20 protein-coding genes are annotated in these 26,857 nt (G+C 71.6%); 6 read left to right on the forward strand and 14 right to left on the reverse strand.

The features are described 5' to 3' along the window. Window positions 1-42: 42 nt before the first annotated feature. Window positions 43-516: an ArsI/CadI family heavy metal resistance metalloenzyme gene (locus ACH4SL_RS28460; RefSeq protein ID WP_398450603.1), complete on the reverse strand. Its 474-nt coding sequence runs from the start codon at window positions 514-516 to the stop codon at window positions 43-45. Window positions 517-663: 147 nt separating this feature from the next. On the opposite strand from ACH4SL_RS28460, the gene ACH4SL_RS28465 reads away from it, so the two are divergent. Further along, a complete protein-coding gene (locus ACH4SL_RS28465) occupies window positions 664-1,029 on the forward strand; it encodes an ArsR/SmtB family transcription factor (RefSeq protein WP_398450605.1) in 366 nt (121 codons plus the stop codon). Between the two features lie 21 nt (window positions 1,030-1,050). Here ACH4SL_RS28465 and ACH4SL_RS28470 read toward each other — a convergent pair whose 3' ends face one another. The 8 genes from ACH4SL_RS28470 to ACH4SL_RS28505 all read right to left on the reverse strand — a co-directional run bounded on the left by ACH4SL_RS28470 (window position 1,051) and on the right by ACH4SL_RS28505 (window position 10,254). After that, window positions 1,051-1,365: an ArsR/SmtB family transcription factor gene (locus ACH4SL_RS28470; RefSeq protein ID WP_398450607.1), complete on the reverse strand. Its 315-nt coding sequence runs from the start codon at window positions 1,363-1,365 to the stop codon at window positions 1,051-1,053. 209 nt (window positions 1,366-1,574) lie between these two features. After that, entirely contained in the window at window positions 1,575-2,648 is a 1,074-nt protein-coding gene (locus ACH4SL_RS28475; RefSeq protein ID WP_398450609.1) for an inorganic phosphate transporter, read from the reverse strand. 149 nt (window positions 2,649-2,797) lie between these two features. After that, the gene (locus ACH4SL_RS28480) at window positions 2,798-3,193 is read right to left on the reverse strand and encodes a hypothetical protein (protein WP_398450611.1); all 396 of its coding nucleotides are present in this window, start codon (window positions 3,191-3,193) and stop codon (window positions 2,798-2,800) included. Between the two features lie 14 nt (window positions 3,194-3,207). Beyond that, window positions 3,208-4,737, reverse strand: a complete 1,530-nt coding sequence (gpmI, locus tag ACH4SL_RS28485) for a 2,3-bisphosphoglycerate-independent phosphoglycerate mutase (RefSeq protein ID WP_398450613.1) — start codon at window positions 4,735-4,737, stop codon at window positions 3,208-3,210. After that, a complete protein-coding gene (gene aroA, locus ACH4SL_RS28490) occupies window positions 4,734-6,059 on the reverse strand; it encodes a 3-phosphoshikimate 1-carboxyvinyltransferase (RefSeq protein WP_398450615.1) in 1,326 nt (441 codons plus the stop codon). The genes gpmI and aroA overlap by 4 nt, the downstream gene beginning before the upstream one ends. A gap of 46 nt (window positions 6,060-6,105) precedes the next feature. Then, a complete protein-coding gene (locus ACH4SL_RS28495; RefSeq protein ID WP_398450617.1) occupies window positions 6,106-8,640 on the reverse strand; it encodes a molybdopterin-dependent oxidoreductase in 2,535 nt (844 codons plus the stop codon). A 160-nt stretch (window positions 8,641-8,800) separates the two neighbouring features. Then, the gene (locus ACH4SL_RS28500) at window positions 8,801-9,517 is read right to left on the reverse strand and encodes a hypothetical protein (protein WP_398450619.1); all 717 of its coding nucleotides are present in this window, start codon (window positions 9,515-9,517) and stop codon (window positions 8,801-8,803) included. Window positions 9,518-9,627: 110 nt separating this feature from the next. Next, entirely contained in the window at window positions 9,628-10,254 is a 627-nt protein-coding gene (locus tag ACH4SL_RS28505; RefSeq protein WP_398450621.1) for a DedA family protein, read from the reverse strand. A gap of 526 nt (window positions 10,255-10,780) precedes the next feature. Here ACH4SL_RS28505 and ACH4SL_RS28510 point away from each other — a divergent pair. Together ACH4SL_RS28510 and ACH4SL_RS28515 are read left to right on the forward strand one after the other, a co-directional pair. After that, complete coding sequence (locus ACH4SL_RS28510; RefSeq protein ID WP_398450623.1) at window positions 10,781-12,337, forward strand: MFS transporter; 1,557 nt, start codon at window positions 10,781-10,783, stop codon at window positions 12,335-12,337. 105 nt (window positions 12,338-12,442) lie between these two features. Next, window positions 12,443-12,829 carry an ArsR/SmtB family transcription factor gene (locus ACH4SL_RS28515; RefSeq protein WP_398450625.1) on the forward strand — a complete coding sequence of 129 codons (387 nt, stop codon included), beginning with the start codon at window positions 12,443-12,445 and terminating at the stop codon, window positions 12,827-12,829. A gap of 25 nt (window positions 12,830-12,854) precedes the next feature. Here ACH4SL_RS28515 and aepY read toward each other — a convergent pair whose 3' ends face one another. The 3 genes from aepY to ACH4SL_RS28530 form a co-directional block, all read right to left on the reverse strand. Continuing rightward, window positions 12,855-13,979, reverse strand: coding sequence for a phosphonopyruvate decarboxylase (aepY, locus tag ACH4SL_RS28520; protein ID WP_398450627.1), 1,125 nt, complete (start codon window positions 13,977-13,979; stop codon window positions 12,855-12,857). A gap of 127 nt (window positions 13,980-14,106) precedes the next feature. Then, complete coding sequence (locus ACH4SL_RS28525) at window positions 14,107-15,153, reverse strand: ketoacyl-ACP synthase III family protein (RefSeq protein WP_398450629.1); 1,047 nt, start codon at window positions 15,151-15,153, stop codon at window positions 14,107-14,109. After that, window positions 15,150-22,256, reverse strand: a complete 7,107-nt coding sequence (locus tag ACH4SL_RS28530; RefSeq protein WP_398450631.1) for a type I polyketide synthase — start codon at window positions 22,254-22,256, stop codon at window positions 15,150-15,152. Before ACH4SL_RS28530 ends, ACH4SL_RS28525 begins: the two co-directional genes overlap by 4 nt. 358 nt (window positions 22,257-22,614) lie before the next feature. Here ACH4SL_RS28530 and ACH4SL_RS28535 point away from each other — a divergent pair, with 358 nt between their 5' ends. Beyond that, window positions 22,615-22,785, forward strand: a complete 171-nt coding sequence (locus tag ACH4SL_RS28535; protein WP_398450633.1) for a hypothetical protein — start codon at window positions 22,615-22,617, stop codon at window positions 22,783-22,785. A gap of 13 nt (window positions 22,786-22,798) precedes the next feature. Then, window positions 22,799-24,280: an FAD-dependent oxidoreductase gene (locus ACH4SL_RS28540; protein WP_398450635.1), complete on the forward strand. Its 1,482-nt coding sequence runs from the start codon at window positions 22,799-22,801 to the stop codon at window positions 24,278-24,280. Window positions 24,281-24,353: 73 nt separating this feature from the next. Here ACH4SL_RS28540 and ACH4SL_RS28545 read toward each other — a convergent pair whose 3' ends face one another. Next, the gene (locus tag ACH4SL_RS28545; protein ID WP_398450637.1) at window positions 24,354-25,103 is read right to left on the reverse strand and encodes an SDR family NAD(P)-dependent oxidoreductase; all 750 of its coding nucleotides are present in this window, start codon (window positions 25,101-25,103) and stop codon (window positions 24,354-24,356) included. A gap of 113 nt (window positions 25,104-25,216) precedes the next feature. On the opposite strand from ACH4SL_RS28545, the gene ACH4SL_RS28550 reads away from it, so the two are divergent. Continuing rightward, the gene (locus ACH4SL_RS28550; RefSeq protein ID WP_398450639.1) at window positions 25,217-25,567 is read left to right on the forward strand and encodes an ArsR/SmtB family transcription factor; all 351 of its coding nucleotides are present in this window, start codon (window positions 25,217-25,219) and stop codon (window positions 25,565-25,567) included. A gap of 75 nt (window positions 25,568-25,642) precedes the next feature. Here ACH4SL_RS28550 and ACH4SL_RS28555 read toward each other — a convergent pair whose 3' ends face one another. Next, entirely contained in the window at window positions 25,643-26,857 is a 1,215-nt protein-coding gene (locus ACH4SL_RS28555; RefSeq protein ID WP_398450641.1) for an MFS transporter, read from the reverse strand.

Raw genomic sequence — 26,857 nt, forward strand, 5'->3', positions numbered from 1 at the left:
CGTCTGCGGGACCCTGCGCCTACCGGGACCTCCCGGTTTCTCTCAAGCCGTCGCCTCCGAGGTGCAGCAGGCCGATTCTCCGCAGCAGGCGGCCGCTTCGGACTCACCGCTCGCCGTCATCTCGGCCGCCGCGCTCTTGCCGAGGCGGTCGGCGTCGGCCTTCACGACATAGACCTCCCAGGGCTCCTGGCCGGGACCGTGGACCCAGACCTTGTCCTGGAGGGCGTAGCAGCAGGTCGTGTCGTTCTCCTCGAACGTCGCGAGCCCGGCGTCCTTCAGTCGGGCGGTCGCCGCCTCCACCTCTTCGGTGCTCGGGACCTCGACGCCGAGGTGGTCCAGGCGGGTGTCCTCGCCGGCGGCGCCGGCGAGGAGGACGAGTTTGAGGGGCGGCTCGGCGATGGCGAAGTTGGCGTAGCCGTCGCGGAGCTTGCTCGGCTCGACGCCGAAGAGCTTCGAGTAGAACGCGATCGACGCGTCGAGGTCGGAAACGCGCAGGGCGAGTTGCATGCGGGACATGTCGATGTCCTTCCGGATGGGGCGGGCATCGCGCTCCGCAGGCCATACGCGCTCACGGCCTGGAGGCGATCGGCGACACCCTCGCTGATTCGACAACCGTCAATAGCGGAGCTTGGCATCTGCTTAGACAGGTGTCAACATAGAGGTATGTCGAATCTTGACGTCGTCTCCGAGCAGCCGACACCCCCCGAGGACAGGGACATCGCGTGCTGCCCGCCGCTCGGCTCGGCCGCGTTATCCCAGCAGGACGCCGAATCCGTGGCCGTGATGTTCAAGGCGCTGGCGGACCCGATCCGGCTGCGGCTGTTCTCTCGGGTCGCCGCCCATCCCGGAGGCGAGGCGTGCGTGTGCGACATCCAGGACGTCGGGGTGTCCCAGCCCACCGTGAGCCACCACCTCAGAAAGCTGCGCGAGGCGGGGTTGTTGACCTCCGAGCGCCGCGCGAGCTGGGTCTACTACCGAGTGGCGCCGGGCGCGCTGGCGGCGATGAGCCGACTGCTCATCGGCTGCTGATCCCCGCCACCGGGCACGGCGTCACGGGCATGGGCGCCGCCGCCCGGTCTCGACGGTCTCACGGCCGAGCGCGGCGATCCCCGCCAGTTGCTGCGCGACGGCCTCCACCGCCGACGGCACGAGCTTGTAGTAGATGTACCGCCCGCACGGCTCGGTCTCGACGATGCCGGCTTCCCGGAGGGCCTTGAGGTGGTTCGACAGGTTGGTCTGTTTGGCTCCCGTCTCCTCCACCAAGTGGCAGACGCAGAGCGCCTCTTCCGCGAGGAGCGCGACGATACGGCTGCGCAGCGGGTCACCGAGGAGCCGTATGGCATCACTATCGACTGAGGTCACCATGGAGTGATACGTTACTCCCACGGCGGCTGCCTTTTCTCACGCCGCCTCCTCAACGTGCGTTTCCGGACACGTAATCGACGGATACTGATCGCGGCGCGGGCCCGAATTGCCGGTGGCGGACCGCCGTGGTTGCGTCATGGCGGTCCGCCACCGGGTATGCCGCTACCTGGACGTTGCGTATCCAGGTAGTGCTTGACCGGACGCCGGGATCAGCGCAACGCGAGGTACGCCAGCGCGGCCACCGCGGCGGCGAACGGCGGTGTCACCACCCAGGCGATGGCGAAGTCCCGCACCGTTTTCTTCTTGATGCGCGACAGGTCGGTGCCGGCCGTTCCGGAGATGGCGCCGATCGACACGTGCGTGGTCGACATCGGAAGCCCCTGGAAGGCCCCGAGTCCTACCAGGGCGGCCGTTGTCAGGTTCGCCGTGAAGCCTTCGACGTGCTCCATCTTGATCACGTCGTTGGCCAGGCGGCCCGCGACCTTGCTGCCGACCACCAGACCGCCGACGGCCATGACCGCGGTCACCGCGAACAGCAGGCGGGTCGGGGTCATCCCCGAGACGAGGGCGAACGACCCGATGGCGACGATCTTCGGCGCGTCGTTCATCCCGCGGGCGAAGCTCGTCAGCCCGCTGGTAAGCCAGTGAGCGACCCCGACGGCGCCGAGTTTCCCGGTGGGCTGTGTCTCCTCCTCGGTCCGCGGCTCGGTGGCGGTCCTGGTGACCGTCGCGGTCGTGGCGCCACCGCCCCCGGGCCCAGGCACGGGCTCCGGTTCCTGCTGAGCCGGCGGACGGGCGGCGGCGAGTCTGCGCAGGGCGACGCGAGCGGCGACGGCCAGGAGGGCGGATATCGCCCAGGCGATCAGGACGCTCAGCAGCAGCGGCTCGACGACCTTCTTCAGCAGCACGCTCCACTGCACCGCGCTGGACGCGAAGAGGGACCCGGCTCCGAGCAGGGCCCCGGTGAGGGCGTGCGTGGTCGAGACGGGCAGGCCGCGCCAGGTGGCGAGCGCCACCCAGGCGACCGTGCCGATCAGGACGGCCGCGCCGAAGGCGGGCGTCGGGTCGGCGGAGACGATCCCCTTGGAGAACAGGGCGGTCATCTTGGACGCGAAATGGAGGGAGACGAGGCAGCCGACGGCTGTGGTGATCGTCCCCCACCCGATCGCGGTCCGCACTTTGGCCACACCGGCGCCGGCGAGAGTCGCGACGCCCTTGGGGACGTCGTTGGCTCCGTTGGCGGCGGCCAGGGCCAGCACGAGTACGAGCACGAGAATGTCCATACAGATCCTTCGGGTTGGCGGTGCCCTTCAGGAAGACACCGGCGGTGGCGCGGGCATGGCGTGCCCGTCCGGTGCCGGTGAAGGCTGCAGCGGATCTGGTGGCGTCGGCCCCACGGGGAAGGCGGCGGTCGGCGCGCTGTGCGTACGGGTCAGGAGGCGTCGGGGAAGCGGGCCAGCCAGACGAAGGAACGACGGTCCAGGTGGATGGCGATGTCCCCGTCGGCGGTCGCGCTCGTGCGCGCCTCGCCCCGTACGAAGTGCAGTTGGTCGTCGGGCCTGACAGGAGGCAGCAGGGCGCCGACGGCGAAGGTGGCGGGGCCGTCGGTGAGGTTGTGGACGCACAAGGCCCTGGTGGCGCCGTCGACCGAGGTGCGCGCGACCCCCCAAAGGCCGTCACCCAGGCTGACGGGACGGCAGTCGGCGTCGAAGGCCGGCAGGACGCGAGGGCTCAGCACCCCTGCGTCGCGACCGCCCTTGACGGCGGATCGCAGGGACGCGAGCACTTCGTCCAGCGCGTGGTCCTCGTGAGGGCGCCGGGGCGTCATGGTCGCCGCAGATGTCACAACAGGGGCCTTCCGGTCATGGCCGCGCCCGGCTTCTGGCCGAGCAGGGCGAGGATGGTGGGTGCGACGTCGGCGAGCGTGCCGTCGTGCAGGGTGTCCGGTGCGTACGCCCCGGGCGCGGGGACCAGGACGACGGGTACGGGGTTCGTGGTGTGGCCGCCGTACGGCCTCGTCACTCCGTCCGGGCCGGGTCTGGCCATCACCTCGGCGTTGCCGTGGTCGCCGACGAGGAGGACCCAGCGGCCCTGCGCGCCCGCCTGCTCGACGATCCGGGCCACGGCCTCGTCGGTCGCCTCGGCGGCCGACACCGTCGCCGGGAAGTCGCCGGTGTGCCCGACCACGTCGATGTTCGCCAGGTTCGCGACCACCAGCGGGATCTCGGTACGTGCGGCGGCGGTGACCACCGCGTCCACGACCTGGTCCAGCTGCATACGGGGCCGGGCGCGGTAGTCCGGGGGCCCGTCCCCGGTGATCCGGTGGTGCTCCTCGACGTCGCGCTGCGTGGCGTCACGGCCGTTGATGTAGTAGGTGACGTGCTCGAACTTCTCCGCCTCGGCGATCCGCACGGAGCGCAGGCCCGCCGAGGCGAGTTCGTCCGCGAGGCCGCCGGACGCGTCCGCGCGCCCGACGAGCGCCTTGATGGGCGCCTTGGTGTCGTACTGGGCCAAGCTCAGCGGGAGCACGGAGCGGTCCGTGGCGGCCCAGCGTTCGACCAGGCCGTCGGCGAGCTGCTGGATGCGGTCGCTGCGGAAGTTGAAGAACAGCACCGCGTCGCGGTCGGCGATACGGGAGGAGGGGGCGTCGGGCGTATCGGTGATCACGGTCGGCGGCACCCACTCGTCGCCCCGCTCGCCGGCGCGTACGGCTTCCTCGGGGCTCGCGGCCCTCGGCCCCTCCGCGTCGGCGATCACGGCGACGACCTGCTCGGTGAGGGACAGGTTGCCCGCCTTGTCCAGCGCGTAGCCCCGTCCGGAGACCGTGGCGACGGTGCCCTTCCCGGCCTGTTCCGCCAGGTCCTTCACGCGCCGAAGGTAGTGCTCCGCGGTGCCGTCCGCGACGTCCCGTCCGTCGGTGACGACGTGGATCCACACCCTCGGCACGCCGTGGTCGGCCGCTGCGCCGAGGAGGACGGCCAGGTGCTCGACGTTGGCGTGGATCTGGCCGTCCGAGCACAGCCCGACCAGGTGGAACGCCTTGTCCGAGGCGGCCAGCGCGGCGAGGACCGACGCCAGGAGCGGGTCGGTCCGCAGTTCGCCGGAGTCGATCCGCTGCTGGACGAGCAGGCTGTCGTACGGCAGCGGCCGGCCGGCGCCGATGACCATGTGCCCGATCTCGGAATTCCCGACCGTTCCGGGAAGGAGCCCGACCGCTTCCCCGGACGCTTCCAGCAGCGCGGAGGGGGAAGAGGTGCGGAGCCCGTCGAGGACCGGGGTCTTCGCCGCGGACAAGGCGTTGGCCTCGGACGCGGGCGCGTGTCCCCAGCCGTCTAGGACGAGCAGCACGCCTGGTGTGCCGGGGCCGCTCATCGGGTGCTCCGGCCCGTCGGGTAGAGCCCGTCGAGCGTCCTCCAGAAGCTCGGGAAGGATTTCGCGACGCAGCCCGGGTCCTTGATGACGACGCCTTCGGTGCGCAGGCCGGCGATCGCGAAGGTCATCGCGATGCGGTGGTCGTCGTAGGTGTCGATGACCGCGCCGTGCGGCGTGCCGCCGGTGATGTGCATGGCGTCGGGGAACTCCTCGACGGTGATGCCCATCTTCCGCAGCTCGGTGGTGACGGCCGCGATGCGGTCGCACTCCTTGACCCGGAGGGAGGCGATGTTGGTGATGCGGGTCGTGCCCTGGGCGAAGGCGGCGACGATGGCCAGGCTGGGGACGACGTCGGGCATGGCCTCCATGTCGATGTCGATTCCGAGCAGGGGGCCGCCGGACAGGGTGATGGAGGTGTCCTTGACGTCGGTCTGGCACCCCATGCGCTCCAGTGCCTCGACCAGGTGGACGTCGCCCTGGTGGGAGCTGGCGCCGATGCCGGGGATGGTGACGCGCCCGCCGGTGACGGCGGCCGCGGCCAGGAAGTACGACATGCCCGAGGCGTCGGGCTCCACGGTTACCTGGCCGCCGCGGGCGCTCTGACCGGCCGGGACGGTGAAGCGCCGGTAGCCGTCGCGCTCGACGGTGACGCCCATCTCGGCCAGGGCGGCGAGCGTCATCTCGACGTACGGCTTGGAGATCAGCTCGTCGGCGATCGTGATCTCGGTGTCGCGGGCGGCGCGCAGCGCGTTGATGATCAGGCTGGAGGTGAACTGGCTGGAGACCTGCCCGCTGATCGAGGTGGCGCCGCCGTTGAACGAGCCGCCGACGACGCGGATCGGCGGGGAGCCGTTGCCACGGACCGCGGTGGCGTCGACGCCGAGCGCCGGAAGGGCGGCGAGCAGGTCGCCCATGGGACGCTCCTGCATCCGCTGGTTGCCGGTGATGACGGTCGTGCCCTCGGCGTGACCGGCCATGGAGATCAGGAAGCGCAGGGGCGTTCCCGCACCGCCGACGAAGATGTCCTCCGCGGGGGCGCGCATCGGCTCGCCGGTGGGTTCCACGGTGATGCGGGCCGCGTCGTGGTCGATGGTGGTGCGGACGTGCCCGAAGGCGGCCACCGCGTTCGCGAGGTACTGGGTGTCGTCGGACAGCAGCGCCCCGTCGATCACGGTGGGCTTGCCTGACAGGGCGGCGATGGCGATGTAGCGGTTGGTGTAACTCTTGGAGCCGAGGACGTTTACCTCGGTGTCCGGCGGGGTGTCCAGCGTGTTGACGGTGATTTCCTCGGCCTTGAGCCGGGGGTCGGGGGCGGCGCTCATACGGTGTTGCCTCCTTGTGGTGGCGGACTTTCGGAAGAGAGCCTGGTCAGGCCCTGGTCACTCGGCAGGCGAAGCACTTGTACGCCTGCTGGCCGGAGAGGTTGTCGTAGTAGGCGTCGTCGGGAAGCGTGTTGGCGGGGTCGTAGCGCGGCGCGCCGAAGGTGTCGCCGACCTTCTGCGCGGGGCCGAAGGTGTTGGGGACGAAGATCGTGTCCTCCCGGATGCCCTCCCACAGCAGGGCGGTGCCGGTGACCGTGCTTCGCGGGCTGTCGACCCGTACGGTGTCGCCGTCGCGGATCCCGTTGCGCCGGGCGGTGCTCGGATGGATCTGCACGAGGCGGATGCCGTTGAGCTGCTCCCCCGTGTACGTCCAGTGCGTGACCTCGGCGAAGTGCACGACGCTGGGACGTCCCGTCATGCCCATCAGCGGGAAGGCGCGGTGGACGACGTCGCTGCCGGGCACGCCGAGGGTGACGGGGTGCGTGACCGCCTGCGGGTTGACCGGGTTGGTGACGAATCCGCGCTCGAACCGGACGGTCGGGTGGGCGCCGGTGACCTCGGGGTGGGTGTAGAAGACCGGGAGCGCGCCATGGCCCGCGGTGGCCAGCCGCTGGTCGAGGGCGGGGGTGTAGATCTCGGCCTTGCCGCTCGGGGTGAGGAAGCGCTTGCCCTTGTGGGCGGGGTCGAGGGATTCGGCGGCCGCGTACCAGCTGGGGTGGTCGAGGTAGAGCGTCGAGACGCCGGGGTGGTCGGGGGTGGGGCAGGGCCAGCGCAGCGGCTCGGTGCGCCCGCGCAGGCGCTGCTCGCCCATCCCGCCCATGCCGGGTGTGCGGCTGACGAACTCGCGCCAGAGGTTGCGGTAGTCCAGCCACTCCTCGGGGAATTCCGAGGTCCACTCGTGCGCGGGGCGCTTCGTGTCGTGCCTGGCCAGGGCGTGGGCCAGGCCGATCCAGATCTCCCAGTCCGGCCGTGACTCCCCCACCCGGGGTACGGCCTGGTCCTGCCAGCGGATGGCGCGGTCATCGCGGCGCATGTAGACGCCGCCCATCTCCAGTCCGCTGCACACCGGGAGGATGACGTCCGCGTAGTAGGCCGGCTCCTCCATGAAGAGCCCTGTGTAGACGAAGAAGTCGAGTTGCTCGAAGGCTTCCCGGACCCTGCTGGAATTCGCCGAGGCCACGAGTGGATTGCCCTGGGTGACGATGGCGCGCAGCCGGTACGGGCGCCCGGTAAGGATGGACTCGGCGAAGTAGTCCGGGCCCACCGGCAGGGCGTTGGTGAGGTCGGGCACGATCGCGGTGATCGGCGGCAGGTGGAGGTCGCCCGGCCAGGTGTTGTGCATGAAGTTGCAGCCGCCGCCGGGCACGCCGATGTTGCCCGTCACCGCAGCGAGGAAGGTCAGTACGCGGTAGGTGTCGAACGCGCCCATCTGGTGGGAGATGCCAGCGTTGCAGAAGATCGCGGCGGGCTTGGCGCTCGCGTACTCGCGCGCGACGGCCGTGATCGTCTCCTCCGGCACGCCGGTGACCTCGGACGCCCAGGCGGGGGTGTAGGCGTGCCGGACCATGTGGTCGCGCAGCTCTTCGAAGCCGGTGACCCAGCGGCTGACGAACTTCCTGTCGTACAGCCCGGCGGTGATGATGTGGTGCAGCATTCCGAGGACGAGGGCGTAGTCGGTGTGGGGCTTGGGCGCCAGCCAGCGGTCCGCCTGGGCGCCGGTGGGCGTCAGCCGCGGGTCCACCACCGTGAGCCGGGCGCCGGTCTTCCTGCGCTCGCGCAGCAGGTACTCGAAGGTCACCGGGTGGGTCTCGCCCTGGTTGGTGCCCAGGAAGAGCAGGTAGCGGGCGGCGCCCAGGTCCTCGCGGCCGGTGGCGCCGTCGATGCCGTAGCCGTTGGTGAAGTTGCCGACGCCGAAGGTCGCCGCCAGTGCGTCGGCGCCGGCGTCGTTGCACACCGGTCCGACGTCGGTGTTGTTGGGGCTGCCGAGCATGCTGAAGAGGCGGGCGACGAGCGATCCGGTGCCGCGGGGCATCCGGCCGGTGGTCCGGTTGGCGATAGTGTGCGCCAGCCCCGCGTCGCGCAGCTCCAGGAACTTGACGGCGATGGTGTCGAGCGCCTCGTCCCAGGAGACGGGTTCGAAGACCGAGTCGGGAGAGCCCTTGCGCCCGCTCACCCGACGCAGCGGCCTGGTCAGCCGTTCGTCGTTGTACACGAGCTGGGGCATCAGGTCGGCCTTGACGCAGAGGTTGCCGGCCTGCACCGGGTCGCCGGTCTCCCCGCGGATCTCGATGACCCGGCCGGCCTTGAGGCCGACGTGGAGCCGACAGTTGGCGTTGCAGAACTGGCAGGCGGTCGTGACGGTGCGGTCGGGCCCGAGGGCGGCCGACTGGTCCGTCAGGTCCGGGTTGCCGGGCGGCGAGCTGCTCCTCGGCGCCTCGGGAGGCGGGGAGTCCCGGTCCCCGGCTGCGTGCGCCGAGGCCGGGCTCGCGGCCGTGAGTGCCGTCGTTCCCAACCCGGTGCCGCCGACGATCGCTCCGCGGACGAACCCGCGACGGGGTATGCCCTGCTCCTGGGAATTCACCGAAGTCCTCCGTGTGGTCGGTGCGGAAGGGCTCCCCACCGGATCCCGGCCCCGCGCGCTCAGCGCGCGCCGGGGCACGGCGGCAGCACCGGCCCGGTCCCGTCCGGCCTTCCGTACGCGGGGAGTTCGCGGTGTGTGCTCGCGGCCCGGGCCGCTCCCGTCAGGCCGCCGTGGCGGCGGAGGCCGCCCTCAGCCGCACGGCGTCCAGGAAGCTGACGATGATGGGGTGCATGGTCTCCGGCGTCGAGGCCAGCTCGGGCTGGAAGAGGCTTCCCAGGAAGAAGGGGTGGTTGGCCATCTCCAGCGCCCTCGGCGCGCCGTCGACGTCCCACGCGCAGATCGACAGGTCCCCCTGGCTGGCGGAGCCCATGAACTCCGTCGTCAGCCCGTAGTCGCAGTGGAAGACCTCCTCGGCCTGCGTGGCGCCGCCGTAGATGGAGGAGATCCGCGATTCCGGGCGGATCACGAGCGGCGCCTTCTCACCCCGGAAGGAGCACTGCAGCGGGGTGACGAGCGGCATGAGCTTCTCCGGGTCCTCGTCGACCCCCTCCGCCTCGGGGAGTTCCAGGACGTTCTGCGCGTGCTCGATGAGGGCGCTGAAGAACCCGCCGCACGTTCCGAGAAAGGGCAGCTTGTTCTCGCGGGCGTACCGGACGGACTCCTGGACGCCCTTCTGGTTGATGTACGGCGCCCCGGGGACCACCCATATGCCGTCGTAGCCTTCCAGAAGGCCTGTGTCGTGGATGTCCACGGTGGGTATCCAGGCCGCGTCGAGCCCCCAGTGCGGCATCATCGCGTCGATCTTCGGGTGGGACGGCTCGTTGTGGTTCCCGTGGTCCCCCACCAGGGCGAGCCGGGGCAGAGCGGAGACAGACATCGTGTTCCCTTCGTACTGATCAAATCGGAACCGTGCTCCGCGGCGCGGCGATCACGCCGTGCCCCGGAGCAGGATCCCGAAGGACTGCGCACCGTCCCCGTACGCGCAGGTCAGTCGCTCTCGGGGATCGGCCGGGGTTCCCGGCCGGGGCGGCGGTGCCTGATGAACATGACGAGTCCTGCCACGAGCAGCAGGAGGACGACCCCGGCGACGGCGTAACTCGGCCCGTTCATCGCGTGCTCGACGTCCTCCCAGTTGCTGCCGAGCGCGTAGCCGGCCCAGGCCAGGCCCAGCGTCCACGGGATGCATCCGAGCAGCGTGTAGACACCGAACCGCAGCGGGTCCACGCGGGCGAAGCCCGCGGGGAGGGAGATGAACGTGCGGACGACGGGAAGGATCCGGCCGAAGAACACCGCTTTGAAGCCGTGCCGGTCGAACCAGCGCTCCGCCCGCTCGATGTCCTTCTCCCCCAGCCACACATAGCGCCCCCAGCGCTGGACGGCGGGCCTGCCGCCGTACCGCCCCACAGCCCACGCCAGATAGCTGCCGACGACGTTGCCGAGCGTCCCGGCCACGACGACGAGCGCGATGTTCGGGTGCGCCCCGTCCACGGCGCCGGCGGCGAGTGCGCCGCCGAGTGTCATGACGAGTTCGGACGGAACCGGGATGCAGGCGGACTCGGCCACCATCAGGAGGAACACGGCCCAGTAGCCGTAGTCGGTGATGAAGTGCTTCATGGTCCCCTCATCGACTGCGGCGTCGAGCTGCCGCGGGTGCTGCGCCGTGTCGTCGACCGGCCGTGCGTGCCGATCGCCGGTTAGCTCAATTTATCGATGGTGGTCGAATTATTCGAGACAGATCTCAGACACCGGGGCCGGATCCGATCACCCGTCCGGACGGAGGCCCGATCGCGGACCGCGCCTCGCACGTCAGCGCCCCCACAAGTGGATGTCGACCTGCACTTACGTCCAACTGCGGGCGGTCCGGCACCACGCTTCCACTCCGACGGGCAGCGCTGGGCCGACGGTCTCCTCCCGGCCGTGAAGCACCGTCAGAACTGCCAGTAACTCCAGCAACAGAGCCAGCAGAGGGCCCGCACGCACCGGCGAGCGGAGATTGACCGAAAGTCACCCATCAGCGCCGGTAACTGAGAACAGTTTCGGCTGCTCTCAACAGCGAACACTGTTGAGTGGCTACGCTGTTGCGCGCCGCACCGGGGACAGCACGTCCGGTGTGCCAAGTGCTGCCCTGAGGAGGACCTTCGTGGACCGTGCCACCGCCTACCGCCGCCGCTGGCAGATCCTGGCGGTGCTCTGCCTGAGCCTGGTGCTGATCGGGTTGGACACCCTGATCCTCAACCTGGCCCTGCCGAGTATCCAGAGCGATCTCGACACCAGCGGGAGCGCCCTCCAGTGGGTGGTCGACTCCTACGCGCTGGCCTTCGGCGGCCTGCTGCTGCTCGCCGGCGGACTGTCCGACCGCTTCGGGCGCAAGCGCACCCTGCTCGTGGGGCTGACGGCCTTCCTCGGGTTCTCCGTGGGAGCGGCCTTCGCCGTCAACGGCCCGATGCTGATCGGCTTCCGGGCGGCCATGGGCGTCGCCGCGGCGCTGATGATGCCCGCGACCCTGACGATCATCAAGGACATCTTCCCGCCCGAGGAACAGGCCAAGGCGATCGGCATCTGGTCTGGCGCCGCAGCCGTCGGAGTTCCGCTCGGCCCCGCCCTGAGCGGACTTCTGCTCCAGCACTTCTGGTGGGGGTCGATGTTCCTCATCAATGTGCCGATCGCCCTGATCGCCCTGATCGCCGGCATCGCGCTCATCCCGGAGTCCCGGGACACCGAGCATCCCGGGCTCGACCTCGTGGGGGCCGTGCTGTCCGTCCTCGGCCTCGTGGCTCTCGTCTACGGGCTCGTCGAGGCCCCGCACTTCGGCTGGGCGGACCCGGTGACGCTGGGCGCGCTGGCCGCCGGTGTCGTCCTGCTGGTCGCGTTCGTCCGCTGGGAACGCCGCACCGCGCACCCGATGATGCCCGTCGAGCTGTTCAAGCTCTCCCGGTTCGGCGGCGGCGCCCTGTCGATCCTGTGCGTCTCCTTCGGGATGTACACCATGCTGTTCCTGCTGACCCAGTACCTCCAGTCGGTGCTCGGACTCGGCCCCCTGGCCGCCGGCGTCCGGATGTTCGCGATCGGCACCATGATGATCGGGGCGCCCCTGTCCGCGCCGCTGGTGGAGCGCGTCGGACTCAAGGCGACCGTCGCCTTCGGCCTGCTGCTCTGCGGGGCGGCCCTGGCCATGCTCGGCGGGCTGGACGACTCCTCCCAGGCCATGGCCCTGTGGGCACTCGCCGTCTTCGGCCTCGGCATGGGCATCGCCCTCCCCGCGGCGACGGACGCGATCGTGATGGCGACCCCCGCCCGGCAGGCCGGAGCCGGCTCGGCGATGGCGGACGTCGGCATGCAGGTCGGCGGTTCGCTCGGCATCGCGGTGACCGGCAGCCTCCTGTCGACCTTCTACCGGGACAAACTGCCATCCCTGTCCGGCATTCCCGCCGACGCGCACGGCGCGGTCCGGGACTCCATCGGCAGTGCCCTCGCGGCACTCCCCGGGCTCGGCGCACCCGGGCAGCGGCTGGTGCACTCCGTGCAGCACGCCTTCGTATCGGGCCTGAACAGCGCGATCGTCGCGGGCGTCGCCGTCTCGGCCGTGGGTGCGGTGGCTGCCGTGGTCGTCCTGCCGCGTGCGCGGATGGCGGCCGTGAGCACCCCCGGGGAGACCGAGGACGTTCCCGCAGACGATGCGTCGACCGCCAAGGCCTGATCCGATCGCTTGCCCGCCGGGCCCGGCTCCCGCGTACAACAGCACAGTTCAGCGCGGCATACACTCGCAGAGCGGCACCGACGACCGGTCCCCAGGGAGGTTCTCATGGCCCGATCCCCCGACCTGCGGGTGGCCGTCACCGACCCGGACGTATGGCTCAGCGAGCGCGACCAGGCCAAGGTGCTGGCGCCGAAGCTCCGGGCGGTGGCCGACGAGACCCGTCTGACGCTGCTGCTGCTGATCGCCCAGCGCCCGCGCACGGTGAAGGAACTCCAGGAGGCGACCGGTCTCAGCCAGACACTGGTGAGCCACCACCTCGCGCCCTTGCGCGAGCAGGCGCTCGTCGCCGCCGTCCCGCGGGGCCGCAGCAACCAGTACAGCCTGTGCTGCTCGGCTCTCGCCGAGCCGGTCCGCGTCCTGGCGAGCCTCGCCGCCTCCGACCCGGAAGGCATCGCGGCCCTTCTCGCCCTCAGCGACGGCACGGCCGGCTGAGGGCGAGAAGGGCCCCTTCCCGGGCTCATCCCGGCTGCTGGTCCGAAGCCCCCGCCAGCGACGCCGAGAAGCGGTCGCGGATGCCCTCCGCGCTGAGGGCGCTGGTGGCCCGCGGCGGGACGGCTCCCGTACGCGGAAGCGTCCGCACCGCCAGCAGGTGCGGGCCGGGCGAGGCGAGGGCAGTGCGCAGGGCCGCTTCGACGTCGTCCAGGGCGGGGCAGCCGACGGCGGTGCGGTAGCCGCAGGCGGCCGCGACCTGGGCGAAGGACGTGGTGTCGGACGTCGTGCGCTGGCCGCCCGTGGATTCGTGGACGCCGTTGTCGAGAACGACGTGGACGAGGTTGGCCGGGGCCTGCTGCCCGATCGTGGACATCGCCCCCAGGTGCATGAGCGCGGCGCCGTCCCCGTCGAGCACGATGACGGTCCGCTGCGGCTGGGCCAGCGCCACCCCGAGGGCCAGCGACGACGCGTGGCCCATGGAGCCCTGCATGTAGAAGTTCCCGGGGCGATCGGCGACGGCGAAGAGTTCCCGGCCCGTGAAACCCGTCGTGGCCACCAGGGCAGCCTCCGGGGCGACCTCCGCGATCCTGCGCATCACCTCGGCGCTCGGCAGCCCACCGGCCACGTCGGTGCTGCCCGCGTCGGCCTTGCCGATGGCGCCGCGCTCCACCAGGACGAACGGCGCGCGCCGGTCGGAGAGGTCCTTGTCCGCCGCGTCGAGCAGCTCCCGGAATCGCTCCACCCCGTCGTCCTTGCGGAGCGTGTAGTGCGGCACGCCCAGCGCTTCGAGCAGCGGGTGGCTCGCCGGCCCCATCACCTCGTGCTGCGGCTCGTCGGTCGCGGGGTCGGGCCAGCCGCGGAGGCTGACGAAGGTCAGCACCGGCAGCTGATAGGTCATCACCAGCGAGGTCAGGGGGTTGACGAGATTGCCGAGGCCCGAGTTCTGGAGCATGACGTACGCGCGCCGACCGGCGAGGGCGGCGCCCGCGGCCACTGCGAGCGCGGCGCCCTCGTTGGGCGCGGGCACGTACGCCTCACCGGACCGGCTCAGCAGGGCGATCGGCCCGCCGAAGTGGGAGCACGGGACACCGCTGGCGGTGGAGAAGCCGCGTTCGGTGAGTTCGGCGCAGAACGCGTCGGCAGAGATCATCCTGTCGTCCTTCAGGCTCGGGCGGCCCGGGAGCGGGCCGCTTCACGTGGTCCATGGGCAGGAGCGGGAGGTTCGGTACGCGGCCGGGCGCGGCGGAACCGGTCCGGTCCCGCCGCGCCCGATCCGGTCAAACGGCCGCGGCACTCCACTCGGGAGAGCGCTCGATGCGCACGACCGCGCAGGTGATGGAGACGCCGCCGCCGTGCGCCACGATCAGTACGTGGTCGCCGGGGCCGACCTGCCTCGTTTCCACCAGGTGCGTCAGCCCGACGACCTGGTCGTTGACGGTCATGTGGCCGAGTCGGCGGCCGAACTCCAGCAGGCCCTGGCGTGTGCTCAGGCCCATCGGGTCGAGGATCACCTTGAGGTAAGCCTCCTGGCCGGTGAAGACGTGCGCCACGCGCGTGATGTCCCGGACCTCGATGTCGGCCTCGGCGATGGTCCGTAGGGCGATCTCCGTGCGCAGCTCGCCCTGGCGGCGGACGACTTCGGCCACGGTCTCCTCCAGCCCGCCGGCCGCGGCGAGCCGTTCCTTGAAGTCCATGCTGCGCCCCACGGTCAGGGAGGGCGGGAACAGCGGTTCGTCTCCGCGGTACTGCGCCTCGACCTCGGCGGTGGATCCGGTGTTGACGGACAGCAGCCGGGCGAATCCTTGCTGCTTGGACAGGACCAGGGCGCTGGCGCCGTCGCCGAGCACGCCGTTCTGGATGCCGAAGGCCCAGCGGTTGAACTTCGGGGTTCCGACGTTGTCGGCTCCGGTGAGCAGGGCGGCGGCCCGTTCGGGTACCGCCTGGAGGTAGCAGGCGGCCAGCTCGATGGAGCCGATGAGCCCGCTGCACGCCTGCCACACACGGAAGGCGGGGATGTCGCGGTCGGTGACGTGGTGGAGGATGTAGTGCTGCGGCGACCAGCCTTCCGGTCCCTGCTCGTGCCCGCAGGCGTGGATGTGCAGCGCCAGGTCGTCGGGGTGGTGCCCCGAGCGCTCCACGGCCTGGAGCGCGGCCTTGACCGCCATGTCCGGCGCGGGCATGTCCCCCGCGACGGCGGCACCTGTCCACCCGTACCACTCGTAGTCGTCGGCGTCGTACAGTCCCAGCTCGACGGCCTTTCTGGCGTCGAAGATCTCCGGTATGTACGTCCCGAGTCCGGCGATGAACACCCCGGGTGTCTTCACTTCTCGGCTCCTTCGGAGGTCGGGGAGGATTCCGGTCCGCCTGCTTCCCCGAGCGCCTGGGCTATCCCGGTGAGCGTTCCGTCCTTGAGGATCTTCACAATCGGCACCTGCGTGCGGAACTCCCGCTCAATGCGGTTCCGCAACTCCACCGCCATCAGCGAATCCATACCCATCCGGTTCAACGGACGATTCACATTCACCCGCTCCGGACGCAACCCCAACACCTCCGCCGTCTGAGCCCGCAGGAACGCCATCACCTGCTCTGCGCCGGGCGAGGCCCCAGCGGTCGGGGCGTCAGGTTCCGGCGCCGCCAGGGACTCCGGCGCGGCTGGGCGGGGCTCCGCCACCGGCACCGTCATCGCACCGCCCGCGGATCCCGTGTCCGGCCGGTCGGGGGCCGGAGCGCCGCCGGCCTCGGCCAGCGCTTCGGCTATCGCGGTCAGCGTTCCGTCCTTGAGGATCTTCACGATCGGCACCTGCGTGCGGAACTCCCGCTCCACGCGGTTCCGCAACTCCACCGCCATCAGCGAATCCATACCCATCCGGTTCAACGGACGATTCACATTCACCCGCTCCGGACGCAGCCCCAACACCTCCGCCGTCTGAGCCCGCAGGAACGCCATCACGGCCTCCGGAGCAGTCGGTGTCGTCGAAGGCGGTGTCGAAACCGGTGCAGTGGCGGTCTGCGGGGGCTCGGTGTTGTCCCGCCTCGGGGGCTCTTGGTGCGTGGCGGGAAGTGTCTCGGCAGGGGCCGGCCGCGGTGCCGGGAGTGCGGGCGGGGCGGCGGGTCGGTCCGACCGCTCGTACTCGGTGGCCGGTAGCAGCCGGGGCTGGCCGGGGGTGTGACCGCGAATCAGGTCGGCGAGCAGAGGCGCTGCCGCGGCGTCGGGGTATGCAGCCGCCCACTGCGGCCAGTCCGCGGCGAACACGACGGTCTGCGTGGCGCCTTCGGTCAGGAGGCGACCGAGGATCCCGAGTCCGTCCTCAGGGGTGAAGGCCGAGATGCCGCGCGGCAGGAGGCTTCGGCCGTCCTCCTGCTGCTTGCGGGCGACCATGCCGACGCTGTCCCAGAATCCCCAGTCCACGACCGTGGCGCTGTGGCCGGTTGCCCGGCGGTGCTGCGCAAGGGCGTCGAGGAAGGCGTTGCCGGCCGCGTAGCCGCCCAGCATGGGTGAGGCGAGGATCGCCGAGCCGGAGGAGAAGAGGACGAACTGCTCGACCGGCGCGCCTTGGGCGAGGCGGTGCAGCGCCCAGCCGCCGGAGACCTTCGCCCGGAGTACGGCGTCGAGGTCGTCGGGGGTGAGGTCGCTCAGCGGTGCGTAGTCGATGGTCCCGGCGGCGTGGAAGACGCCGGTGACCGGCGGCCTGCCCGCGCGGGCGCGGTCGTCGAGGAGCGTGCGCATCGCCGGGTAGTCACCGGCGTCGACGGCCGCATACTGCACATCCGCGCCCCGGGCGGTGAGGTCGCGGAGCAGGGCGAGTTGGGCGGCGTTGGGGTGGTCGGCGGCGGCACCTTCCGGGTCGGGGAGGGCGGTGCGGCCGGTGAGCAGCAGGTGGCGTGCCCCGTGCTCGACGAGCCAAGTGGCCAGTTCGCCGCCGATCCCGCCCGTTCCCCCGGTGACGAGGTAGGTCCCGTCGCCGCGCACGGGCGTCGACGCCCGCGGTGCGGGCTCGGGGACCGAGGGGGCGGGTGCAGCGGCTTCCAGGGTGGAGTCGGGGAAGGCGAGCACGAGCTTGCCCGTGTGGCGTGACTGGGCCATGAGCCGGAAGGCCGAGCGCGCGTCGGTCGCGTCGAACTCGCGGTAGGGCAGCGGCTTGAGGACGCCTTGCCCGACGAGCCGGGCGGCCGCCCGCAGGCATGCTCCGGCCCTGTGCGGGGCGTGCTGGATCATGTGGACGACGTCGACCGCGTGGAAGGAGAGGTTGCAGGCGAACGGTGCCAGGTTCAGGGTCTCGCCGGTCAGGATGTCGCGCTTGCTGAGTTCGAGGTAGTGCCCGTAGGGCGCCGTGAGCGAGAGGTTCGCGGGGATGGCCTCGCCGACGAGCGTGTTGACGATGGCGTCGAAGCCGTTCTTGTCGGTGGCCAGCCGGAAGTCGTCGACGAACTGGAGGGACCGCGAGTCGGCGACGTGGCGGACACCGAGGTGTTCGAGCATCAGCCGCTTCTCGGGACTGCCGGCCGTGGCGAAGACCTCCGCCCCTTTCCACTGGGCGATGTTGATCGCGGCCAGCCCCGTACCGCCCGTGCCCGAGTGGATCAGCACGCGGTCGCCCCGGCCGATACGGGCGAGGTCGACCAGCGAGTGGTAGGCCGTGAGGTACGACGCGGGCAGCGTCGCCGCCTCCGCGGCGGTGAGCCGGTCGGGCTTGGGCGCTGTCAGCGTGGCCCTGGTGACGACGTGCGCGGCCATCGCGCCGTCCGCGAAGGCGATGACCTCGTCGCCCACGACGACGTCCTCGACACCCTCCCCCACGCGGGTGACGGTGCCGACGCACTCCCAGCCGAGTACGGGCGGCTGGTCGTCCTGCCCGGGGTAGAGCCCGACGGACAGGAGCACGTCGCGGTAGTTGAGAGCGGCGTGCGAGACGCGGATCTCGACCTCTCCGGCTTCGGGGGCCCGGCGCGGATGCGCCGCCAGGTGCAGGTCGTCGATGACGCCGGGGGCGGCGAGGGTGAGCCGTACGGTGCTGTCGTCGCCTGCTGCCGGGGTCATCGGCTGCTGCGTGCCGCGGCGGACGAGCCGTGCCACCCGGCGGTGGCCGGCCCGCAGGGCGATCTGAGCCTCCTCGTCGGGATGGAGGAGTTCGGCGGGGAGTTCCGCGAACGTCGACCGCTCGCGGTCCAGGTCGACGAGCCGTGTACGCAGCCGGGGGTGTTCGGCGGCGAGGGTGCGGCCCAGGCCCCACAGCGTCGCCTGGAAGGGGTTCACCATCGGCTCCTCCGCCCCCGTGGCCTGCGCGTGCTGGGTCAGGAGCCACAGAGCGGGTTCCGCCTCGGTCGCCTTCAGCGCCTGGACGAGGTGAAGCACGCTGTGGCAGGCGAGCCGGCGTGCCCGGGCGATCTCGCGGGGGGAAGCGTCCAGGCCGCAGTTGGCGTCGAGCGCCCACAGATGCACGATTCCCGCGATTGGTCCGAGGCGTGCGGTCTCGGCCAGCACGGTGGCGTAGTGCTCGGGGACGGCCGGGTCGATACGGAAGAGTTCCGTCCCGCCGGCGTGGAGGGAGGCCGCCGCGGTCACCACGACGACCTGCCGTCCCTCGGCGCGCAGTGACCGTGCGACGTTGCGTCCGGCGGTGCCGCTGTCGGTGAACACCACCCAGGTGCCCGGCGCCGTTCCGGTGGCCGAGTCTCTCCGCGACGGCTGCCAGCGCAGGTCGTGGAGCCAGTCGCCGGACGGGGCTGCTGGAGGCGGGGCCAGGGGAAGGGCGGAAGGGGCGGCGGGCAGGCTCTCCGGTACGGGCATCGCGCCGGGCTGCGGCTCGGCCTCGCGGGGAGCTGTGCCCGCGAGGTACTGCAGGCGCAGCCCGCGCATCTCGGCCAGCAGGCCGCCGTGGGGATCGCGGATGACCAGGTCGGCGGTGAAGGAGTCGTCGCGGTCCGAGGGCACGAGCACGGCGTGGCAGTACAGCTCGGTGCCGGGGCGGTCGTAGAACCTCGTCTCGTCGATCCCGCCCAGAACGAACACGTTGTCCGGGTCGGCCACGGTGAGCCGCCGTGCGGCAGCCATGGAGTGGCCGCCGGCGTCGAGGAGCGCAGGGTGGAACAGGTGAACGTCCAGGGAGGCGCGCAGCTGCTCGGGGCAGACGATGCGGGCCAGGACCTCGCCGTCGGTGCGCCACAGCTCGGTGACGCCCTGGAAGGCGCCCTGCCACTGGTTGCCACGCTCGGCGTTGTGCGCGTAGAACTCGGCGGCCGCCTGGTGCTCGGGCAGCCGTCCGCGTATTTCTTCCAGCGCGGGCAGGTTCTGCTCCGGGCCGGGCATGTCGATGCCCCGGCCGGTGGCGCGGGCGTGGAGGGTCCAGGACTCGTCGTCGGCCGAGCGGCTGAGCACCTGGCAGGAGAACGTTCCTGCGGCTGCGGGTGCGGCGGTGACGCGGACGGAGGGCGGCGCGGCGCCGTCGTCGAGGAACAGCGCCTGGTGGTAGGCGACATCGGCCAGGGCCACGGGCCGGTCGCCGGCCACCTGCCTCATCGCCGCGTGCATCAGCTCCAGGTATGCGGTGCCCGGCACGATCACGGTTCCCTGGATGCGGTGGTCGGCCAGGTAAGCGTTGCTGTCGAGGTCGAGAGTGCCGGTCCAGATCCGGGTGCTGCCGTCGGGGGCCGTCTCCGGGCCGAGCAGGGGGTGGCGGGGCTGCGCGGCGGCGGGCGCCGGTCCTGGGGCCTCGGCGCTGCCGGCCGCGGGGATCGGCGCGTCCGGCAGCCAGTGCGTGGTGCGCTGCCAGGGGTAGTGCGGCAGGTCCACGTGGCGGCCCGTGCCCGCGAAGAGCGCCGGGGCGAGGAGCGCGCCGCACGTCCAGAGCGCGCCGGCGGCGGCGAGCATCGCGGTCCGCTCGCCGTCCTCGCGGCGCAGCGAGCCGACGGCGACGGTCTCCCGGCCGACGGAACGGCCGGTCTCCTTGATGCCGTTGACGAGGAGCGGGTGGGGACTGACCTCGATGAAGACGGTGTCGCCGAGACCGATCTGGTGGCGCACCGCGCCGACGAAGTCGACGGGCTCGCGGATGTTCCGGGCCCAGTAGGCGGCGTCCATTCCGGCGCCGTCGACGACCTCGCCGAGGAGGGTGGAGTGGATGGCGACGGCCGACGGCCGGGGTGCGAGGTCCTTCAGCTCCGAGAGCAGGTCCTCGCGCAGGGCGTCCATCTGCGGGCAGTGCGAGGCGAAGTCGACCTTGACCCAGCGGGTGACGACACCGCGGGCTTCCAGCGCGGCGAGGACGGCGGTCAGGGCTTCGCCGTCCCCGGAAAGGAGTGTCGAGGTCGGGCTGTTGGCGGCGGCGACGGCTACGGAGTCCTCGTGGCCGGCGAGCGCGGCCGCCGCCTCGTCTGCGGGCAGCGCGACCCAGGCCATAGTGCCACGGCCCGTCAGGCGCTTGGCCAGGCGGCTGCGGCGGCAGATGACGGCAGCGGCGTCCTCCAGGGTGAGCGCTCCCGCGACGTAGGCGGCGGCGGATTCGCCCATGCTGTGGCCGATGACGACGTCGGGCTCGACGCCCCAGGAGCGCCAGAACGCGGCGAGCGCGATCTCCATGGCCCACAGCGTCGGCTGGATGACGTCCAGTTCCTTGAAGCGCTCGGCGGGCCCGGACCGCAGCAGGTCGATGACCGACCAGCCCGTCTCGTTCTTGATCGCGGTGTCGCAGGCGCGCATCGCGTCGGCGAACACCGGTTCGGTGTCGAGGAGTTCCCGTCCCATACCCACCCACTGGGAGCCCTGACCGGGAAAGACGAAGGCGATGCGCTTGACCGTTCCGCTCTCCACGTAGTCGGTGAAGGAGAGGTCGGGCTCGTCCTCGCCCTGCGCGAAGGCGCGCAGGGCCTCCGCCGCCTGCTCGCGCGAAGTCACCGGCAATGCGAGCCGGGCGTCCAGGGTGCTGCGCCGGGTGGCCGCCGAGTGGCAGAGGTCGTGGAGCTGCTGCGAGCGGCCGGCTCCGGTGGTGAGGTGGCCGGCGTAGGAGGCGGCGAGGTCGATGAGGGCTTCCGGCGAGCGGGCGGAGAGCGTGAGCAGTTCGGGGCGTTCCGACTTCGGCGCGTCGCCGGGGCGTCCGGACGGTGCGGCTTCGAGGACGAGGTGGGCGTTGGTGCCGGAGAAGCCGAAGCTGCTGACGCCGGCGAGTGCCGGGCGGCCCCGGTCCGGGAGCGGGGTCACCGCGGTGGGCACGCTGACCGGCAGGCGGTCCCACGGCACGGCGGGGTTGGGGTCGTGCAGGTGCAGGCTCGGCGGCACCTCGCCGTGCTCCAGGCAGAGCACCGCCTTGATCAGGCCCGCGATGCCGGCGGCGGCCTCGGCGTGCCCGATGTTGGTCTTCACGGAGCCCACCAGGGCGGGCCGGTCGGCGGGGCGGCCCGCTCCGAGGACATCGCCCAGTGCTTCCAGCTCCACCGGGTCACCGGCGACGGTCCCGGTCCCGTGGGCCTCGACGTAGTCCACGTCCGCCGGGTCGACCCCGGCGTTCTCGTAGGCGCGCCGCACGACCTCGCGCTGGCCGTCGGCCCCGGGGGTCACGAGGTATCCGCTGGACCGGCCGTCGTTGCCGACCGCCGAGCCGCGTAGCACGGCGCGTACGCGGTCGCCGTCGGCCAGGGCCCGTGAGAGCGACTTGAGCACGACAGTGCCCACCCCGTCGCTCCGGACGAACCCGTCGCCCGAGGCGTCGCCGAACTTGCAGCGGCCGTCGCGGGCCAGCATGCCGGCGCCGGAGTAGACCACTCCCTCCTCGGGCAGCAGGACCAGGTTGACGCCACCGGCGAGAGCCAGGCCGCACTCGCCGAGCCGCAGGGCCTGCATCGCGTTGTGGACGGCGACGAGCGCGGACGAGCAGGCCGTGTCCACCGTGAAGCTGGGCCCGCGCAGGTCGAAGGCGTACGACAGCCGTCCCGAGGTGATCGCCCGGGATGCCGATCCGGTCATGGAGTAGAGGTCCAGCCGGTCGCGGTCCTGGTACTGCATGTGCCAGTAGTCCCCGCCGAGTTGGCCTACGAAGACCCCGGCGTCCGACCCCGCGAGCGCTTCCAGCGGCTGCCCGGCGTCCTCCAGAGCCTCATAGGCGACCTCCAGCAGCATGCGCTGCTGGGGGTCCATCCGGTCCGCTTCCTTGGGCGAGATGCCGAAGAAGTCGGCGTCGAACTCGGCGATGCCTTCGACGAAACCGCCCCACCGGCTGACGGTCCGGCCGGGGACACGAGGACGCGGGTCGTACAGCGGTCCTACGTCGTAGCGGCCGAAGGGTATCTCGGTGATGGCGTCCGAGCCCGAGCGCAGCAGGTGCCATAAGGAGGCCGGATCGGCGGCCCCCGCGAACCGGCCCGACATGCCGATCACCGCGATCGGTTCGGCCGGATCGAGTGGTGATCGGGGGGAGGCGCTCGATGCATCGGGCATGGACTGTTCCTCTCCGACGGTACGCGTGCCAGGTCACAAAGCGGGGCGCGGGGGGAAGGTCAGGGCAGGGCCGGCTGCAGACCCCGGTGACGGAGCCAGGCCGTCGAAGACGAACGGACCCGGGCACCAGGCGGGGCTCCACCCCACCGCCTCACACGTCTCATCAGCCCCCGCCTTGATTCGATACCTATCGAGATTGGCTTGTGAGCGAACTGACGCGCAACGCACTCCGATGTGACCTCCATCACACGACGCGCGCTCCAGGTGCTCAGTTGACAGGCGACTTCGCCCCGAGTCATCCTGGTCTTGATTTTGCATTCATCGAATTATTGCCAGGCGACACGCAGGAGGACAGGTCATGGACCAGCCCGACCAGGCGCCCGCCGGCGCAGGATGCTGCGACGCCTTCGCACGGCTGCAGAAGATGGCAGCCGAAGCCGGCGAAGCCCGAGGCAGGGCCGCCGGCGCCGCCCCGGAGAGCGACTCCGCACCCGGGGCCGCAGCCACGCCGTCCGACATCTCCGCGTGAAAGGACCGAGCCAGTGGCCGACAGCACCCCTCCCGCCAGCCTGCCCGTTGTCATCATCGGTGCCGGACCGGTAGGACTCGCAGCGGGAGCCCATCTGTCCGAGCGCGGGCTGGACTTCGTCATCGTCGAGGCGGGGGACGTCCCGGCGGCCGCCGTGCGGGCATGGAGCCACATCCAGCTGTTCAGCCCGTGGGAGTACAACGTGGACCCCGCGGCCCGCCGGCTCCTGGAGACGGAGGGCTGGGAGTCCCCCGAGCCTTCCGCCCTCCCGACCGGCGAGGACCTGCTCAAGCAGTACCTGCAGCCGCTCTCCGAGCACCCGTCGATCGCCCCGCACATCCGCTGCGGTGCGCAGGTCATCGCCATCGCGCGCCTGGGGCTCGACCGCATGCGTACGGTCGGACGCGCCGACGCTCCCTTCGTCGTACGCCTGGCGGACGGCGAGGAGATCCTCGCCGGATCGGTGATCGACGCGTCCGGGACCTGGACGCAGCCGAACGTGCTCGGCGCCAACGGCCTGCCGGCCCACGGCGAGGCGGACGCGTCGGCCCTCGTCGACCACGCACTGCCCGACGTCCTCGGGACCGACCGCGAGCACTACGCCGGGCATCACACCGTCGTCGTCGGCGCAGGCCATTCGGCCGCCAACACGCTGCTCGCGCTGGCCAAGCTCGCCGACGCCGCGCCGGGCACCCGCATCACCTGGGCAATCCGCGGACGGGACGCGAGCAGTTCCTACGGCGGCGGCGGGGACGACGAACTGCCCGCGCGCGGGGCCCTCGGCTCCGGCCTGCAGATGCTCGTCGACACCGGCCGCGTCGCCCTCGCGGCGAACTTCCGCACCCACACCGTCCGCACGCCCGAGGGTCCTCACGGCGGCATCCAGCTGGTCTCCACCGCCGCCGACGGTTCCGAGCAGGTGCTCACCGCCGACCGCGTCATCGCGGCCACCGGGTTCCGCCCCGACTTCGGCATCGCCGCGGAGCTGCGGCTCGAATTGGACCCGATCATGGAGGCGCCCCGCGCGCTCGCCCCGCTGATCGACCCGAACCAGCACTCCTGCGGGACGGTCCTCCCGCACGGCTTCAAGGAGCTGGCCCACCCCGAACCGGGCTACTACGCCGTCGGGATGAAGAGCTACGGGCGGGCGCCGACGTTCCTGATGGTCACCGGCTACGAGCAGGTCCGGTCCATCGCGGCCGCGCTGGCCGGGGATCTGGAGGCCGCCCAGTCCGTCGAGCTGCAACTGCCGGAAACGGGCGTCTGCTCCGCGACAGCGGGAGCCGAAGCGCTCGCCCTGCGGCTGGGGCTGACGGCCGAGCAGCACGGCGAGCTGCTGCACGCCACGGCCAAGCACCTGGGCAGCTCCCCCACCGCCGCGCAGGCGGTACTCACCGCTGCCACCGAGCTGGGCATCGACCACGGCGTCGCCCTTCAGCTCGCCGCCTACACCGCTGACCTCTTCGACGCGCCGCAGGCGCCCGGCTGCGGCTGACCGCGCCCAGTCCCCGCCTCCGGCGGGGTGCGACCTCACCCCGTTGACGCACCCCGCCGGAGGCGGTCCGTTCTCAGCCGGTGCGGTGCACCTTGTGCTGCGCCGCCTGAGCAAGGGGCCGGACGACGAGTAGGTCGATGTTGACGTGCGGCGGCCTCGACACCGCCCAGGCGATCGTCTCCGCGACGTCCTCTGCGGTGAGAGGGGCATCCACGCCTGCGTAGACCGCCGCCGCCTTGTCGGCGTCCCCGCGGTAACGGTTGAGCGAGAACTCCTCGGTGTGCACCATGCCCGGCGCGATCTCCACCACCCGCACCGGCTTGCCGCTCAGTTCGAGCCGCAGGGTCCCGGCCAGCACATGGGCTCCGTGCTTGGCAGCGCTGTACCCGCCGCCGCCCTCGTAGACGGTGAAGGATGCCGTCGAGGACAGGACCACGACCGTGCCGTCGCCGCTCGCCGTGAGCGCGGGCAGCAGCGCCTGCGTCATGTGCAGCGCCCCGACAACGTTGACCTGGAACATCGATGACCAGTCGTCAGGATCGGCGTCCGCGACGTGCTCTGTGCCGAAGGCGCCGCCGGCGTTGTTGACCAGGACGTCACAGCCGTCGAGACCGGCAGCGAAAGCGGTGACGGCCGCGCGGTCGGTGACGTCGAGCGTCACGGCGGCGGCCCGGCCGCCGTCGGCACGGATCTTCCCCGCCACCTGCTCCAGGCGGTCCGCTCTGCGCGCGACCAGGACGGTGTGGAAGCCGGATCGGCTCAGCGCCTGCGCCGTCGCCGCCCCGATCCCGCTGCTGGCCCCCGTCACCACGGCTGTCCGCATGGTCCCTCCCGGCGCCGGACACCGCCCGAAGAGACGGCACTTCGCGGCTGATTCGATGATTACCTAAATATGAGATCTTGGCATTCACCCCTGACGAGTGTCAACATAGACGTATGTCGAAGCTACTGGAGCCGGTCGCACCTCCCACCGAGGCATGCTGCGCCCCGCTGACCAGCCAGGAACTGACGGTCGAGCAGTCGGAATTCGTGGCCGCGATGTTCAAGGCCCTGGGCGATCCGGTCCGGCTCCGCCTGTTCTCCAAGATCGCGTCACATCCCGACGGAGAGGCGTGCGTCTGCGAGATCGCGGACGTCGGCGTCTCGCAGCCCACGGTGAGCCACCACCTCCGGCGGCTCCGGGAGGCCGGCCTCATCGTCTCCGAGCGTCGCGGCACCTGGATCTACTACCGCGTCACCCCGTCGGTCCTCGCCGCGATGTCCGGGATGCTCGGCGCCGGAGTGTAGAGAGACCCGACCGGGACCTGATCGCACGCTCAGCAGGGCGATCTCGCCGGGCGGCAGCCGGTCGCTCCCACGCGCTCATCGCTTTGCCGTGCCCAGACTCAGGCCGCAGGCCAGCGCGGAGACGGCCGCGAGGAGCAGGAAGAGGCGGGGGTAGCCGCCGAGAGGGTCGGCCAAGGCGGTGCCGGCGAAGGGGGCGAGTGCGCCGGCGATCGTGACGGGGGCGGCGAGGAGGGCGGACAGAGCCGCGTAGTGGGTGGTGCCCCAGCGGTCGGTGATCGCGGTGGCTTGGAGGAGCGTGATGTTCCCGCGGATCATGCCGGCCAGCATGGAGATCGCGATGAGCAGCGGGATGGGGCCGGGCACGACGGCGAGCAGGGCGATGGCCGAGGTGCTGGCCGCGATGAGTGCGGTGGTGCGGGTGACGACGCCTGTTCGGTGGGCGAGGGTGGAGTAGAGCGTGCGGCCGAGGGTTTGGCCGAGCCCGCCCAGGCCGAGTGCCCATGCTGCGGTGGTGGTCGACGCCCCGCGCGCGGCGAGTAGGGGGATCAGGGTGATGACCACGGCGTAGACGGCGAAGCCTGACAGGGTGAGGGCGGCGGTGAGCAGGAGGAAGGGGCGCGTGCGGGCGACGGAGTCGCCGCTCGCGGTGGTGGGGGTGGTCCCCGTGTCCGGTGCCGTCGGCCACGGGGCGCGAAGTGCCAGCGCGTGCGCGGGAATGGTGATCGCGCCAAGGATCATGGCGAGGACGAGGTAGGTACCCCGCCAGCCCAGGTGGTCGGCGAGGGCGGCGGTGACGGGGGCGAAGACGGTGCTGGCCAGGCCGCCGGCCAGGGTGAGGGTGGTGAGGGCCCGTACGCGCCCGGTCCCGTACCAGCGGGTGAGGGCGGCGAAGGCCGGCTGGTAGAAGGTCGCGGCCATCGCCGCTCCCGCGACCGCCCATGCTGCGGTGAACGTCCACAGGCTCGGAGCTGCTGCCGCGCCGAGGGCGGCCAGGACGCCGACGGCCGATCCGGTGGTCATGACGGCGCGTGGGCCGTGGCGGTCGATGACGCGCCCGACGGGTATGCCGATCGCGGCGGACACCAGCAGCGCGGCGGAGAAGGCCGCCGTGACCAGGGCGTGGGGCCATCCGGTGTCGTTGGCGATGCGCGGGGCCAGCACGGGGAATGCGTAGTAGACGACACCCCAGCTGGTGATCTGGGTGGCACACAGGGCGGGAAGCACGGCGCGGGGCCGTGACTGGTCCCCCGAACCGGTCACGGCCTCCTGCGCGCTGTCGGTGGTGGCCAC

It is taken from the genome of Streptomyces sp. NPDC021020, assembly GCF_044333285.1.
Classification (GTDB): Bacteria; Actinomycetota; Actinomycetes; order Streptomycetales; family Streptomycetaceae; genus Actinacidiphila.